Annotated in this window: 21 protein-coding genes; 20 read left to right on the top strand and 1 reads right to left on the bottom strand. The window is 66.6% G+C overall.

The window, feature by feature from the left end:
• From rplX to ABZT02_RS07020, 20 genes are all read left to right on the top strand, one after another.
• Entirely contained in the window at positions 1 to 324 is a 324-nt protein-coding gene (gene rplX / locus ABZT02_RS07115) for a 50S ribosomal protein L24 (protein ID WP_003992365.1), read from the top strand.
• Positions 324 to 881: a 50S ribosomal protein L5 gene (gene rplE / locus ABZT02_RS07110; protein ID WP_003974255.1), complete on the top strand. Its 558-nt coding sequence runs from the start codon at positions 324 to 326 to the stop codon at positions 879 to 881. Before rplX ends, rplE begins: the two co-directional genes overlap by 1 nt.
• A 5-nt stretch (positions 882 to 886) precedes the next feature.
• Entirely contained in the window at positions 887 to 1,072 is a 186-nt protein-coding gene (locus ABZT02_RS07105; RefSeq protein ID WP_003948630.1) for a type Z 30S ribosomal protein S14, read from the top strand.
• A gap of 210 nt (positions 1,073 to 1,282) precedes the next feature.
• Entirely contained in the window at positions 1,283 to 1,681 is a 399-nt protein-coding gene (gene rpsH, locus ABZT02_RS07100; protein ID WP_007384075.1) for a 30S ribosomal protein S8, read from the top strand.
• A 24-nt stretch (positions 1,682 to 1,705) separates the two neighbouring features.
• Positions 1,706 to 2,245: a 50S ribosomal protein L6 gene (rplF, locus tag ABZT02_RS07095; RefSeq protein ID WP_007384076.1), complete on the top strand. Its 540-nt coding sequence runs from the start codon at positions 1,706 to 1,708 to the stop codon at positions 2,243 to 2,245.
• A gap of 3 nt (positions 2,246 to 2,248) precedes the next feature.
• Complete coding sequence (gene rplR, locus ABZT02_RS07090; RefSeq protein ID WP_164423745.1) at positions 2,249 to 2,632, top strand: 50S ribosomal protein L18; 384 nt, start codon at positions 2,249 to 2,251, stop codon at positions 2,630 to 2,632.
• A gap of 39 nt (positions 2,633 to 2,671) precedes the next feature.
• The gene (rpsE, locus tag ABZT02_RS07085; protein ID WP_013001409.1) at positions 2,672 to 3,280 is read left to right on the top strand and encodes a 30S ribosomal protein S5; all 609 of its coding nucleotides are present in this window, start codon (positions 2,672 to 2,674) and stop codon (positions 3,278 to 3,280) included.
• Positions 3,280 to 3,462 (top strand): 50S ribosomal protein L30, encoded by a 183-nt coding sequence (rpmD, locus tag ABZT02_RS07080; protein WP_005481207.1) that lies wholly within the window; start codon positions 3,280 to 3,282, stop codon positions 3,460 to 3,462. The genes rpsE and rpmD overlap by 1 nt, the downstream gene beginning before the upstream one ends.
• Positions 3,463 to 3,464: 2 nt before the next feature.
• The gene (gene rplO / locus ABZT02_RS07075; protein ID WP_003974249.1) at positions 3,465 to 3,920 is read left to right on the top strand and encodes a 50S ribosomal protein L15; all 456 of its coding nucleotides are present in this window, start codon (positions 3,465 to 3,467) and stop codon (positions 3,918 to 3,920) included.
• Between the two features lie 176 nt (positions 3,921 to 4,096).
• The gene (gene secY / locus ABZT02_RS07070) at positions 4,097 to 5,410 is read left to right on the top strand and encodes a preprotein translocase subunit SecY (protein ID WP_356015061.1); all 1,314 of its coding nucleotides are present in this window, start codon (positions 4,097 to 4,099) and stop codon (positions 5,408 to 5,410) included.
• Positions 5,410 to 6,072: an adenylate kinase gene (locus ABZT02_RS07065; protein ID WP_356015059.1), complete on the top strand. Its 663-nt coding sequence runs from the start codon at positions 5,410 to 5,412 to the stop codon at positions 6,070 to 6,072. The genes secY and ABZT02_RS07065 overlap by 1 nt, the downstream gene beginning before the upstream one ends.
• 143 nt (positions 6,073 to 6,215) lie before the next feature.
• Positions 6,216 to 7,052: a type I methionyl aminopeptidase gene (gene map, locus ABZT02_RS07060; RefSeq protein ID WP_356015057.1), complete on the top strand. Its 837-nt coding sequence runs from the start codon at positions 6,216 to 6,218 to the stop codon at positions 7,050 to 7,052.
• Positions 7,053 to 7,218: 166 nt separating this feature from the next.
• A complete protein-coding gene (gene infA / locus ABZT02_RS07055; protein ID WP_003948620.1) occupies positions 7,219 to 7,440 on the top strand; it encodes a translation initiation factor IF-1 in 222 nt (73 codons plus the stop codon).
• A 59-nt stretch (positions 7,441 to 7,499) separates the two neighbouring features.
• A complete protein-coding gene (gene rpmJ, locus ABZT02_RS07050) occupies positions 7,500 to 7,613 on the top strand; it encodes a 50S ribosomal protein L36 (RefSeq protein ID WP_003998809.1) in 114 nt (37 codons plus the stop codon).
• Positions 7,614 to 7,800: 187 nt separating this feature from the next.
• Entirely contained in the window at positions 7,801 to 8,181 is a 381-nt protein-coding gene (gene rpsM / locus ABZT02_RS07045; RefSeq protein ID WP_352389232.1) for a 30S ribosomal protein S13, read from the top strand.
• A 70-nt stretch (positions 8,182 to 8,251) separates the two neighbouring features.
• On the top strand, positions 8,252 to 8,656 hold the full coding sequence (gene rpsK, locus ABZT02_RS07040; RefSeq protein ID WP_003956432.1) for a 30S ribosomal protein S11: 405 nt from the start codon (positions 8,252 to 8,254) through the stop codon (positions 8,654 to 8,656).
• Between the two features lie 143 nt (positions 8,657 to 8,799).
• Positions 8,800 to 9,822, top strand: coding sequence for a DNA-directed RNA polymerase subunit alpha (locus ABZT02_RS07035; protein ID WP_003966937.1), 1,023 nt, complete (start codon positions 8,800 to 8,802; stop codon positions 9,820 to 9,822).
• A 188-nt stretch (positions 9,823 to 10,010) separates the two neighbouring features.
• A complete protein-coding gene (rplQ, locus tag ABZT02_RS07030) occupies positions 10,011 to 10,520 on the top strand; it encodes a 50S ribosomal protein L17 (protein WP_356015054.1) in 510 nt (169 codons plus the stop codon).
• 77 nt (positions 10,521 to 10,597) lie between these two features.
• On the top strand, positions 10,598 to 11,461 hold the full coding sequence (truA, locus tag ABZT02_RS07025; RefSeq protein ID WP_356015052.1) for a tRNA pseudouridine(38-40) synthase TruA: 864 nt from the start codon (positions 10,598 to 10,600) through the stop codon (positions 11,459 to 11,461).
• 307 nt (positions 11,462 to 11,768) lie between these two features.
• Positions 11,769 to 12,938 (top strand): glycosyl hydrolase, encoded by a 1,170-nt coding sequence (locus ABZT02_RS07020; protein WP_356015050.1) that lies wholly within the window; start codon positions 11,769 to 11,771, stop codon positions 12,936 to 12,938.
• Positions 12,939 to 13,140: 202 nt separating this feature from the next.
• Here ABZT02_RS07020 and ABZT02_RS07015 read toward each other — a convergent pair whose 3' ends face one another.
• Complete coding sequence (locus ABZT02_RS07015) at positions 13,141 to 14,031, bottom strand: hypothetical protein (RefSeq protein WP_356015048.1); 891 nt, start codon at positions 14,029 to 14,031, stop codon at positions 13,141 to 13,143.
• Between the last annotated feature and the right edge of the window lie 171 nt (positions 14,032 to 14,202).

The raw sequence follows: 14,202 nt of genomic DNA, 5'->3' as shown, positions 1-14,202 counted from the left end.
ATGAAGATCAAGAAGGGCGACCTGGTCCAGGTCATCACCGGTAAGGACAAGGGCAAGCAGGGCAAGGTCATCGCGGCCTTCCCCCGCGAGGACCGTGTCCTGGTCGAGGGTGTCAACCGGGTCAAGAAGCACACCAAGGCCGGCCCGACCGCTCGCGGTTCGCAGGCCGGTGGCATCGTCACGACCGAGGCGCCGATCCACGTCTCCAACGTCCAGCTGGTCGTTGAGAAGGACGGCAACAAGGTCGTCACGCGTGTCGGTTACCGCTTCGACGACGAGGGCAACAAGATCCGCGTTGCCAAGCGGACGGGTGAGGACATCTGATGGCTACCACCACGACTCCGCGTCTCAAGACGAAGTACCGCGAGGAGATCGCGGGCAAGCTGCGTGAGGAGTTCTCCTACGAGAACGTCATGCAGATCCCCGGCCTCGTCAAGATCGTGGTCAACATGGGTGTGGGCGACGCCGCCCGCGACTCCAAGCTGATCGAGGGCGCCATCCGCGACCTCACCACGATCACCGGTCAGAAGCCGGCCGTCACCAAGGCCCGTAAGTCCATCGCGCAGTTCAAGCTGCGTGAGGGCCAGCCGATCGGTGCCCACGTCACGCTTCGTGGCGACCGCATGTGGGAGTTCCTGGACCGCACCCTGTCGCTCGCGCTGCCGCGCATCCGCGACTTCCGTGGTCTGTCCCCCAAGCAGTTCGACGGCCGTGGCAACTACACCTTCGGTCTCACCGAGCAGGTCATGTTCCACGAGATCGACCAGGACAAGATCGACCGTACCCGGGGCATGGACATCACCGTGGTGACCACGGCGACCAACGACGCTGAGGGCCGCGCGCTCCTTCGTCACCTCGGCTTCCCCTTCAAGGAGGCGTGAGCGAGATGGCGAAGAAGGCTCTGATTGCCAAGGCTGCTCGCAAGCCCAAGTTCGGTGTACGCGGCTACACGCGCTGCCAGCGCTGCGGCCGTCCGCACTCCGTGTACCGCAAGTTCGGCCTGTGCCGCGTGTGCCTTCGTGAGATGGCTCACCGTGGCGAGCTGCCGGGCGTGACCAAGAGCTCCTGGTAATCCCCCACTTGGGGATTCCCGAAGCTCTCGGTAAGTAAAGGGCAGTGTCAGGTGCCCACCTCTCCATGGCTTAGGCTAGGAGGGTTGGGCGCCTGGACGCCCATACGACTTACTACGCCGTAGGTCCACCGCACCGCACCCGCCTCGTCTCGGATCGAGGAGAGGGATGGGCACCTGGAAACCCCGGCGAGAGAGGCCGAAGGCCAATTCATGACCATGACTGATCCGATCGCAGACATGCTTACGCGTCTGCGGAACGCGAACTCGGCGTACCACGACTCTGTGACGATGCCGGCGTCCAAGATCAAGTCTCACATCGCGGAGATCCTCCAGCAGGAGGGCTTCATCACGGGCTGGAAGGTCGAGGACGCCGAGGTCGGCAAGAACCTCGTCCTCGAGCTGAAGTTCGGCCCGAACCGTGAGCGCTCCATCGCGGGCATCAAGCGGATCTCCAAGCCCGGTCTCCGGGTTTACGCGAAGTCCACCAACCTGCCGAAGGTGCTGGGCGGCCTGGGCGTGGCGATCATCTCCACGTCGCACGGGCTCCTCACCGACAAGCAGGCCGGCAAGAAGGGCGTGGGTGGGGAAGTCCTCGCCTACGTCTGGTAGCGGAAGGGAACGGAGGAAACAGCTATGTCGCGTATTGGCAAGCTCCCCATCACGGTTCCCGCCGGCGTGGACGTCACCATCGACGGCCGTACGGTCTCGGTCAAGGGCCCCAAGGGAACCCTGAGCCACACCGTCGCTGCGCCGATCGACATCGCCAAGGGTGAGGACGGCGTTCTCAACGTCACCCGCCCCAACGACGAGCGTCAGAACAAGGCCCTGCACGGCCTGTCCCGCACGCTGGTGGCGAACATGATCACCGGCGTGACCCAGGGTTACGTGAAGAAGCTCGAGATCAGCGGTGTCGGTTACCGCGTGCAGGCCAAGGGTTCGAACCTCGAGTTCGCTCTCGGCTACAGCCACCCGATCACCGTCGAGGCCCCCGAGGGCATCACCTTCAAGGTGGAGGCCCCCACCCGGTTCTCGGTCGAGGGCATCGACAAGCAGAAGGTCGGCGAGGTTGCGGCCAACATCCGCAAGCTGCGCAAGCCCGACCCGTACAAGGCCAAGGGCGTCAAGTACGAGGGCGAAGTCATCCGCCGCAAGGTCGGAAAGGCGGGTAAGTAAGCCATGGCATACGGACAGAAGATCCTGAAGGGCGACGCCTACAAGCGCGCCGCGATCAAGCGCCGTCACATCCGGATCCGGAAGCACATCTCCGGTACGGCGGAGCGTCCCCGTCTGGTCGTTACCCGCTCCAACCGCCACATCGTGGCCCAGGTGATCGACGACATCAAGGGTCACACCCTGGCGTCGGCGTCCACCCTGGACACCACGGTGCGCGGTGGCGAGGGCGACAAGTCCGCGCAGGCCAAGCAGGTCGGCGCCCTGGTCGCTGAGCGCGCCAAGGCCGCCGGTGTCGAGGCTGTCGTATTCGACCGTGGTGGCAACCAGTACGCCGGGCGCATTGCCGCCCTGGCGGACGCCGCCCGCGAAGCCGGCTTGAAGTTCTGAGCCGTTCGTAGCTAGCGGAAAAAGAGAGAGGTAATTCCAATGGCTGGACCCCAGCGCCGCGGTGGCGGTGCCGGTGGCGGCGAGCGGCGGGACCGGAAGGGCCGTGACGGCGGCGCTGCTGCCGCCGAGAAGACCGCGTACGTTGAGCGCGTTGTCGCGATCAACCGCGTCGCCAAGGTTGTGAAGGGTGGTCGTCGCTTCAGCTTCACTGCGCTCGTCGTAGTGGGCGATGGCGATGGCACCGTCGGTGTCGGCTACGGCAAGGCCAAGGAGGTGCCGGCCGCCATCGCCAAGGGTGTTGAGGAGGCCAAGAAGCACTTCTTCAAGGTCCCCCGTATCCAGGGCACCATCCCGCACCCGATCACGGGTGAGAAGGCGGCGGGCGTCGTCCTGCTCAAGCCGGCGTCCCCCGGTACCGGCGTTATCGCCGGTGGCCCGGTGCGTGCCGTGCTCGAGTGCGCCGGCGTTCACGACATCCTGTCGAAGTCGCTCGGCTCGTCGAACGCGATCAACATCGTGCACGCGACCGTGGAGGCCCTGAAGGGCCTGCAGCGTCCCGAGGAGATCGCGGCCCGCCGCGGTCTGCCCCTCGAGGACGTCGCTCCCGCGGCTCTGCTGCGTGCGCGTGCCGGGGCTGGTGCTGCGTAATGGCTCAGCTCAAGATCACGCAGACGAAGTCGTACATCGGCAGCAAGCAGAACCACCGTGACACCCTGCGTTCCCTTGGTCTCAAGGGGATCAACACGCAGGTCGTCAAGGAGGATCGTCCCGAGTTCCGCGGCATGGTGCACACCGTCCGCCACCTCGTGACGGTCGAGGAGGTCGACTGATCATGGCGGAGAACAACCCGCTCAAGATCCACAACCTCCGTCCCGCCCCGGGCGCCAAGACCGCCAAGACCCGTGTGGGTCGTGGTGAGGCGTCGAAGGGTAAGACGGCCGGTCGTGGTACCAAGGGTACGAAGGCCCGTTACCAGGTTCCGGAGCGCTTCGAGGGTGGCCAGATGCCCCTCCACATGCGTCTTCCGAAGCTGAAGGGCTTCAAGAACCCGTTCAAGACCGAGTTCCAGGTCGTGAACCTCGACAAGCTGGCCGCGCTCTACCCCGAGGGTGGCGAGGTCACCGTCGAGGGTCTGGTGGCCAAGGGTGCCGTTCGCAAGAACAGCCTCGTCAAGGTCCTCGGCCAGGGCGAGATCTCGGTGGCGCTGCAGGTGACGGTCGACGCCGTCTCCGGCTCCGCCAAGGAGAAGATCACCGCCGCCGGCGGCACGGTCACCGAGCTCGTCTGAGCACGATGACCTGAAGCAGTACCCACCGGGGATACCTCACAACGAGGTATCCCCGGTTGGTCGTTCCACGGCAGGCGGCGGCCCGGGTAAGGTGGCCTGCACTGCATTCCCACACATTCGTCGAACCTCAAGACCGTCACCCTTGACGCAGTAGCGCGGGGGTCGCAGGAGGCACCGTGCTCACCGCGTTCGCCCGGGCGTTCAAGACGCCCGACCTGCGCAAGAAGCTGCTCTTCACGCTCGCCATCATCGTGGTGTACCGCGTGGGTACCCACATTCCGATCCCTGGCGTCAACTACACGGCAGTCCAGCAGTGTGTGACCGAGGCCTCCGGCAACCAGGGCCTCTTCGGTCTGGTCAACATGTTCAGCGGTGGTGCACTGCTGCAGATCACGATCTTCGCGCTCGGCATCATGCCGTACATCACGGCGAGCATCATTCTGCAGCTGCTGACCGTGGTCATCCCGCGTCTGGAAGCCCTCAAGAAGGAGGGTCAGGCCGGCACGGCGAAGATCACGCAGTACACCCGTTACCTGACGGTGGCGCTCGCCATCCTGCAGGGCACCGGCCTGGTGGCCACCGCCCGCAGCGGCGCCCTCTTCTCCGGCTGCACCGTCGCGTCGAGCATCGTCCCGGACCGCGCGATCTTCACCACGATCGTCATGGTCATCACGATGACCGCCGGTACGGCCGTCGTCATGTGGCTCGGTGAGCTCATCACCGACCGCGGCATCGGCAACGGCATGTCGATCCTGATGTTCATCTCGATCGCCGCCACCTTCCCGTCCGCGCTGTGGGCGATCAAGAAGTCGGGCACCCTGGCCGACGGCTGGATCGAGTTCGGCACCGTCATCGCGGTCGGCCTCGTCATGGTCGGCCTGGTGGTCTTCGTCGAGCAGGCCCAGCGCCGCATTCCGGTGCAGTACGCGAAGCGCATGATCGGCCGTCGTTCCTACGGCGGTACGTCGACGTACATCCCGCTGAAGGTCAACCAGGCCGGTGTGATTCCCGTCATCTTCGCGTCGTCGTTGCTCTACATCCCGGCTCTGATCGCGCAGTTCTCCAACGGCACCTCCAGTTGGAAGACCTGGATCGAGGCCAACCTGGTCAAGGGTGATCACCCGATCTACATCACCCTGTACTTCCTGCTGATCGTTTTCTTCGCGTTCTTCTATGTGGCGATCTCCTTCAACCCCGAGGAAGTCGCCGACAACATGAAGAAGTATGGTGGCTTCATCCCGGGCATCCGGGCTGGCCGACCGACCGCTGAGTACCTCTCCTACGTACTCAACCGGATCACCTGGCCGGGTTCGCTGTACTTGGGTCTGATCGCTCTTGTGCCAACGATGGCGTTGGTCGGCTTCGGGGCAAGCCAGAACTTCCCGTTCGGCGGGACCAGCATCCTGATCATCGTGGGTGTCGGTCTTGAGACGGTGAAGCAGATCGAGAGCCAGCTCCAGCAGCGCAATTACGAAGGGTTCCTCCGCTGATGCGTATCGTCCTCGTCGGGCCGCCGGGTGCCGGCAAGGGAACGCAGGCCGCGTTCCTCGCCTCGAACCTGTCGATCCCGCACATCTCCACGGGCGACCTGTTCCGCGCCAACATCAGCCAGCAGACGGACCTCGGCAAGCTCGCGAAGTCCTACATGGACGCGGGCAACCTGGTTCCGGACGAGGTCACCATCGGGATGGCCAAGGACCGTATGGAGCAGCCCGACGCCGAGAACGGCTTCCTGCTCGACGGTTTCCCGCGGAACGTCTCGCAGGCCGAGTCGCTCGACGAGATGCTGCAGCACGAGGGCATGAAGTTGGACGCGGTGCTGGACCTCGAGGTACCCGAGGAGGAGGTCGTCAAGCGCATCGCCGGCCGCCGCATCTGCCGCAACGACTCGGCGCACGTCTTCCACGTCTCGTACAAGGCGCCGAAGCAGGACAGCGTCTGTGACGTCTGCGGCGGCGAGCTGTACCAGCGCGACGACGACTCCGAGGAGACGGTCCGCAAGCGCCTGGAGGTCTACCACACCCAGACCGAGCCGATCATCGACTACTACAAGGCCCAGGGCCTGGTGGTCACGATCTCGGCGCTCGGCAAGGTGGAGGACGTCACCGGCCGTGCCATGGCGGCGCTCCAGCACGAGAACGACGCCGCGTAGCGATTTCTCCGAGTTCGACAGAGCCGCGGCTCCCTTCCGAGGGGGCCGCGGCTGCTGTGTGGGTGCACGTATCGTTGAAGGCGCCTTGTCGAAGGCGTCCGTCCCCCGCCAGGTTTCCCCGGTTCCAGAAAGGCTCCCGCCGCATGGTGCAGATCAAGACCCCCGAGCAGATCGCCAAGATGCGCGAGGCGGGGCTGGTCGTCGCCGCCATCCACGCGGCGACCCGAGAGGCCGCGGTGCCCGGGGCCACGACCAGGGATCTCGACCAGGTCGCGCGCAAGGTCCTCGCGGAGCACAACGCGAAGCCGAACTTCCTGGGTTACGGCGGTTTCCCGGCCACGATCTGCACCTCCGTGAACGAGGTCGTCGTCCACGGCATCCCGTCCGACGAGGTCGTCCTCAAGGACGGCGACATCATCTCCATCGACTGCGGCGCGATCATCGACGGCTGGCACGGGGACGCGGCCTACACGGCGTTCGTGGGCTCGGGCCACGCTCCGGAGCTGCTCGAGCTCTCGCGGGTCACCGAGGAGTCCATGTGGGCCGGCATCGCGGCGATGAAGCAGGGCAACCGGCTCGTCGACGTCTCCCGGGCCATCGAGACGTACATCCGCCGCCAGCCGAAGCCGGGCGGCGGCCGCTACGGGATCATCGAGGACTACGGCGGCCACGGCATCGGCACCGAGATGCACATGGACCCGCACCTGCTGAACTACGTCGACCGGCGCCGGGGGAAGGGGCCGAAGCTGGTCACCGGGTTCTGCCTGGCGATCGAGCCGATGGTGTCCCTCGGCACGCCGAAGACGGAGGTCCTGTCGGACGACTGGACGGTCATCACGACGGACGGTACGTGGTCGTCCCACTGGGAGCACTCGGTGGCGCTGACGGAGGAGGGCCCGCTGGTGCTCACCTCTCCCGACGGGGGCAGGGCGAAGCTCGCGGAGCACGGCGTGGTCGCGGCTCCGGATCCGCTCGCCTGATCCGCTCGCTTAACGATCTACGTTCTGGGGCATGAATCCTCGATTCGTCTTTCTCTGGCCCCTGACGTAGACTGACTCGTCGGCTCTCGTGCACCCGCATGTCCGCATGCGCCCTGAGGGGAAATGCAGGGGAGTCGATCAAGGTAGTCGATTCGAAGGGCGAAGCGTGGCCAAGAAGCAAGGTGCCATCGAGATCGAGGGCACTGTCGTCGAGTCTCTTCCGAACGCCATGTTCAAGGTCGAGCTCCAGAACGGCCACCAGGTCCTGGCTCACATCAGCGGCAAGATGCGTATGCACTACATCCGTATCCTCCCTGACGACCGGGTCGTGGTGGAGTTGTCTCCGTACGACCTGACACGTGGCCGGATCGTCTACCGGTACAAGTAGATCTTGCCCGCATCCCGCTGCGGCGGGGTGGTGGCACTGACCCGGAGAACCTCAATCCCATGAAGGTCAAGCCGAGCGTCAAGAAGATCTGCGACAAGTGCAGGGTGATCCGCCGTCACGGTCGGGTCATGGTCATCTGCGAGAACCCGCGCCACAAGCAGCGCCAGGGCTGACGCAGGACCGAACCCTCTGCTCTCGCAGGGATTCGCGCGACGCAAGCTGAATATGTTCATACGCAGAGCCCAGACGTACTCCGTCTGACACCCCCGGTTCGGAGGCCGGGGACCCAGTTCGTACCTGGTACGGCGGCTGGGAGCAGGCTTTGTGGAAGACCTCCGAAGATCACCAGGAGCCATTGAAGTGGCACGCGTTTCCGGTGTTGACATCCCGCGCGAAAAGCGCGTGGAGGTCGCCCTGACCTACGTGTTCGGCATCGGCCGGACCCTTTCGCAGAAGACGCTGGCCGAGACCGGCGTCAACCCGAACACCCGCGTTCGCGACCTCTCCGAGGAGGAGCTCGTCGCGATTCGTGAGTACGTCGACAACAACCTCAAGACCGAGGGTGACCTCCGTCGCGAGGTCCAGGCCGACATCCGCCGCAAGGTCGAGATCGGCTGCTACCAGGGTCTGCGCCACCGCCGTGGACTGCCCGTCCGTGGTCAGCGCACCAGCACGAACGCTCGTACCCGCAAGGGCCCGCGTCGCGCCATCGCCGGCAAGAAGAAGCCGGGCAAGAAGTAGTCCTCAGCGGACAACGCTTCATCAGCGGTCTTCGCTGTAGGACCGACCACCTCCCCGTAGGAGTTTGTAGATGCCCCCCAAGGGTCGTCAGGGCGCTGCCAAGAAGGTGCGCCGCAAGGAAAAGAAGAACGTCGCTCATGGGCACGCCCACATCAAGAGCACGTTCAACAACACGATCGTCTCGATCACGGACCCCTCGGGCAACGTGATCTCCTGGGCCTCCGCCGGCCACGTCGGCTTCAAGGGCTCGCGCAAGTCCACCCCCTTCGCCGCGCAGATGGCCGCCGAGTCGGCCGCCCGCCGCGCGCAGGAGCACGGCATGCGCAAGGTGGACGTGTTCGTCAAGGGTCCCGGCTCCGGCCGTGAGACCGCGATCCGCTCCCTCCAGGCCACCGGCCTCGAGGTCGGCTCGATCCAGGACGTCACGCCCACGCCGCACAACGGCTGCCGTCCGCCCAAGCGCCGCCGCGTCTGAGGTTCGGTTGTCTTGAGGTTGCGGGCGGTACGGCTCTTCGGGGCGGTGCCGCCCGTACCCTTGCAGTACCCCGCACTTTCGCCGGTGCGGGTCCGTCGGGCGTCAAATAGCGGGCGTCCACGAAAGAAGGATCTGATCCACACATGCTGATCGCTCAGCGTCCGTCACTGACCGAAGAGGTCGTCGACGAATTCCGCTCCCGGTTCGTGATCGAGCCGCTGGAGCCGGGCTTCGGTTACACCCTCGGCAACTCCCTCCGCCGCACCCTCCTGTCGTCGATCCCCGGCGCTGCTGTCACCAGCATCCGCATCGACGGCGTCCTGCACGAGTTCACCACCGTGCCGGGCGTCAAGGAGGACGTCACCGACCTGATCCTCAACATCAAGCAGCTGGTCGTCTCCTCGGAGCACGACGAGCCGGTCGTGATGTACCTGCGCAAGCAGGGCCCGGGTCTGGTCACCGCCGCCGACATCGCGCCCCCGGCCGGTGTCGAGGTGCACAACCCCGACCTCGTCCTCGCCACGCTCAACGGCAAGGGCAAGCTGGAGATGGAGCTCACGGTCGAGCGTGGCCGCGGTTACGTCTCCGCCGTGCAGAACAAGCAGGTGGGCCAGGAGATCGGCCGTATCCCGGTCGACTCCATCTACAGCCCCGTGCTCAAGGTCACGTACAAGGTCGAGGCGACCCGTGTCGAGCAGCGCACCGACTTCGACAAGCTGATCGTCGACGTCGAGACCAAGCAGGCGATGCGTCCCCGTGACGCCATGGCCTCCGCCGGTAAGACCCTGGTCGAGCTGTTCGGTCTCGCCCGCGAGCTGAACATCGACGCCGAGGGCATCGACATGGGCCCGTCCCCCACGGACGCCGCCCTTGCCGCCGACCTGGCGCTGCCGATCGAGGAGCTGGAGCTCACGGTCCGCTCCTACAACTGCCTCAAGCGTGAGGGCATCCACTCCGTGGGTGAGCTCGTGGCGCGCTCCGAGGCCGACCTCCTGGACATCCGCAACTTCGGTGCGAAGTCCATCGACGAGGTCAAGGCGAAGCTGGCCGGCATGGGCCTGGCCCTCAAGGACAGCCCGCCCGGATTCGACCCGACCGCCGCCGCGGATGCCTTCGGCGCGGACGACGATGCAGACGCCGGGTTCGTCGAGACCGAGCAGTACTAAGAGCTCGGGACCGACTGCCGGTCCTTGGCTGCGGGGCCGTTGTGGCTGGTCGCGCTCGCGCGGCGGTAGCCGCATATCGACCCCGCCCCGCGCCCCTTTGGGGCGCGGGTCTCCGACGAGCAACCCGCTCGCTCGGATACTGACCTCGGTACCTGATACGGCCGGGGCAGACACCTAGGAGAGACACCATGCCGAAGCCCACCAAGGGTGCCCGTCTGGGCGGCAGCGCCGCGCACGAGAAGCTGCTCCTCGCGAACCTCGCGAAGAGCCTCTTCGAGCACGGCCGCATCACCACCACCGAGGCGAAGGCGCGCAAGCTGCGTCCGTACGCCGAGCGTCTGATCACCAAGGGCAAGAAGGGCGACCTTCACAACCGCCGTCAGGTGCTTCAGGTGATCACGGACAAGAGCGTCGTCCACACGCTCTTCACCGAGATCGGCCCGCGCTACGAGAACCGTCCCGGTGGCTACACCCGCATCACCAAGATCGGTAACCGCCGTGGCGACAACGCGCCCATGGCTGTCATCGAGCTGGTTGAGGCGCTGACGGTCGCGCAGCAGGCGACGGGTGAGGCCGAGGCCGCCACCAAGCGTGCCGCCAAGGACTCCGAGGCTGCTCCGGCCGCCGAGGAGACCAAGGTCGACACGGCCAAGGCCGACGAGGCCGAGGCTCCGGCCGAGGAGTCCAAGGACGCCTGACGCTTTCGCGTCGTGACGGGCCCGCCCCTCAGGGGGCGGGCCCGTCACGTGTTTCCCGTTCCTGAGAGGATCCAGGGGTGAGTGACGAAGTACAGCCGGGTCATGTCCGTGTCCGCCTCGACCTCTCCTATGACGGGACCGCGTTCTCCGGGTGGGCCAAGCAGGCCGGGGGGCGGCGGACCGTGCAGGGTGAGATCGAGGACGCGTTGCGGACGGTGACGCGGTCGGGCGATGTGACGTACGAGCTGACCGTGGCCGGGCGTACCGATGCCGGGGTGCACGCGCGGGGGCAGGTGGCGCACGTGGATCTGCCCGCGGGGCTGTGGGAGGAGCACCGGGAGAAGCTGCTGAAGCGGCTGGCGGGGCGGTTGCCGAAGGATGTGCGGGTGTGGTCCTTGCGGGAGGCTCCGGCCGGGTTCAACGCGCGGTTCGCCGCTCTATGGCGGCGGTACGTCTACCGGGTGGGGGACCTGCCCGGTGGCGTCGATCCACTGCTGCGCAACCATGTGCTGTGGCACGACTGGGAGTTGGACGTCGCCGCCATGGACGCCGCCGCCAAGTCCCTCGTCGGGGAGCACGACTTCGCGGCGTACGCGAAGAAGCGTGAGGGGGCGACGACGATCCGCGAGATCCTCGACTTCGGGGTGCGGCGGCGGACGGACGGGGTCGTCGAGATCGAGGTCCGGGCCGACGCCTTCTGCCACAACCAGGTGCGGTCCATGGTCGGCGCGCTGCTGTTCGTGGGGGACGGGCACCGGGGTGTGGAGTGGCCGCGGAAGGTGCTGGACGCGGGGGTCCGGGACAGTGCCGTCCATGTCGTACGGCCGCACGGGCTGACCTTGGAGGAGGTCGGCTACCCGGCGGACGAGTTGCTGGCGGCGCGGAACCGGGAGGCGCGCAACCGGCGTTCCCTGCCGCCGCGGGGCGGGTGCTGCGGCTAGGAGTCGTCCTCTGGGCCGGTCAGCATCACTCCCCCTTTGGCCGGGACGTCCCGTTCCGTAAGCCGGCTCGGCCGTAACCTGAGCGAGATCCGCCGCTCTTGGAGGCTGAGTTTTGCGAAGACGTGTGTTCGTCACTGCCCTCGGCGCCGTTGCCGCCGCGTCCCTCGGTCCGGGATCGGCGCGGGCCGTCACGCCGGTCATAGCGCCCACGCTGACGGGACGGGACCCGTCGGCGTCCGCAAATGCGCGGGCGGTGTACGCACACCTGGTGTCTCTGGAGAACGCCGCGCGCTCTGGGAACCACCCGATGACGATCATCGGGCAACACATAGAGACCCAGCAGGAACTGTATAACGCGAGTTACGGGGACGCGGGCGGCACGACGTTCTCCGGCTACTACTACAAGAAGGCCCGGGACATCACGGGCAAGCTGTCCGGCTTCATCGAGATCGACCTCGGGCCCGGGTATGGCGCGACCGGCTGGGGGAGGTACTGGGACCGGTCCTACGACAGGCCGTTGGGGCTGCCGACGGGGCTGCGTTCGTGGCAGTACACGGACGACGCCGTCGACCTGGCCTTGGGTGTGTGGAAAGGGCTGGCGCGTGCGGCGGACGGCACGTACAACCCGGACGGCACCATGGTCCGGCTCGACGGCACCGCCGCGAACCTCGCCAACGGTGGTGCGGCCTCTGGGATCGTGGGCATGAGCTTCCACCAGCCCTACCCCGGCTCCTCGGTGAAGTCCTGGAGCCGGGTCCTCCAGCAGATCGAGGGGCAGAACCCGGGCGGGAGCACGTCCAACCCGGTCGCGACGCTCACCACCGACCAGGCCTGGTTCGACCGTGTTCTTGACTGGGAGTCGGACACCGACGAGTACCGGGCGCTCCTCGCGGACCTGGGATTCCTCGCGGCCACGCTCTCGTACTTCGCCGCGTGGGACGTTCCCGTACTGCTGCGGCCGTACCACGAGATGAATGGCGACTGGTTCTGGTGGGGAGGGAAGACCCCTGCCTCGTACAAGAAGCTGTGGCGGATCACGTACGACTATCTGGTGAAGACGAAGGGCCTGCACAACCTGATCTTCGTCTGGTCGCCCGGCGCCTGGGATCCGCAGGGAGACGACGTGCCGTGGGACTACTACCCCGGGGCCGACCTCGTCGACGTCGTCGGCGTCGACGACTACAGTCCGTCCGCCTCGGACCTCACACACGTGTACTACACGGGGCTGGTCGCCTACGCGAAGCCGCGGATGCTCGCCGAGACGTACAACATGCCGATCACGGCGGCGGGTTCGAACGCGTTGACCCGCAGTCCGTGGGTGATCTGGAGCACCTGGGGCTCCGGGCTGACCAAGACGGAGATCAACACGAACGCGGACGTGAAGGCGACGTACTACGCCACGGCCCAGGTGTACACGGGCGGCTCGGGTACCGGGTTCGGGCAGAACTTCGCTTGGGGCTCGATCCACGCCCACTGAGGTGTGAACCTGGACGAGTGCGAGCTCCTGGCCGCACCTTGGAAGATCGTTTCCGGTCGGCAGCCCGCCGCCGCACCTGGGTCTTCAGGGCGGCCGGGAGCGGGCGGACGGGAACCTGTCGTGCCGTGTCCCCAACCCGTCCTGAGCGGCTCCTGGGAGCGGACCTGACCGAGCCGGACCCGGCGCGCCTCGGCGCGCCGGGTTACTCGCTCGCGGCCGCGGAAGCCTGTGCCTCTCCGCGGCGGTGGATCTGGCGGAAGGTGAACTCGGCCAGGTTGTTGCCGATGCCGAAGACCGCGGTGTCCTTCTCCGTGACGTTCTTGCCGCTGGCGAAGCCGGCGATGGTGAAGTACGCGTAGCGGCCGTAGGAGTTCGAGGTCGTGCGGCAGACCGCGGAGTTGCAGAAGGCCTTGACCGCGCCGCCGGACAGCGACTTGACGATGTCCTTCTTGGTGTTGACCTGGCTCTTCGCCTTCGCCGCCTGGGCCTCGGTGTCGAAGACGGCCACGCCGACCGTCACCGAGACGCCGTCCTTGGTGTAGCTGACGCGCATGAACTGGGTGCAGCTGTTGCCGGTGAGGATCTTGCCGAGGCTGGCCTGGACGGCGTCGGCCGCGGCGCAGTTCTTCGTGTCGGAGGTCGTGCCCTTCTTGTACACGGTCGAGCCCATGGTCAGCTGGGTGCCCGGGAAGAGGATCTGGGCGCCGAGCGGGGCCGTGTCCTTGGCCTTGCTGGCGATGAAGTCCTTCGGGTCCAGCGGCGGCGGGGCGCTGGTCGGCGCGAACGACGGGGCGGTCCCGGTCGCGCTCGGGATCGCGGCGGACGACAGCGAGGACGTCGGCTCGTTCGCCTTGTCGTCACTGCCGTTCGCCGACACGACGGCCATCGCGACGGCGGTGCCTATCGCGACCGTGGCGAGCGCGCCGCCGACGATGAAGAACAGCCGACGGCGCCTGTTGCGGATCTCGGACGCCTCGGCGAGCGCGGCCCAGTCCGGAGTCTGCTCGCCCCCGTCGCTGCCCCACGGCTGCTGCGACTGCGGTTTCCAGGGATCCCACTGGGACGGGGGTCCCCCCTGCTGCCCAAAGCTCATGGGGCGCATCTTAGACGGGGGACGGGAGGTGCTGTGGGGCCTGTGGACACCGGCCCGGGGACCTTTCCGGCAGGGGCGTACATCTCGGCCCCCGAGGTGCTGTGACGCTAGCCGCGGCGGACTCGTTTTGACCCGTCCGGGGCAGCGCGGGTAACCTTGCGGTTTGTTATG

Origin of the sequence: Streptomyces sp. NPDC005402, from assembly GCF_040606575.1 — a bacterium.
Classification (GTDB): Bacteria; Actinomycetota; Actinomycetes; order Streptomycetales; family Streptomycetaceae; genus Streptomyces.
This window is presented reverse-complemented; position numbering and strand designations above follow the sequence as displayed.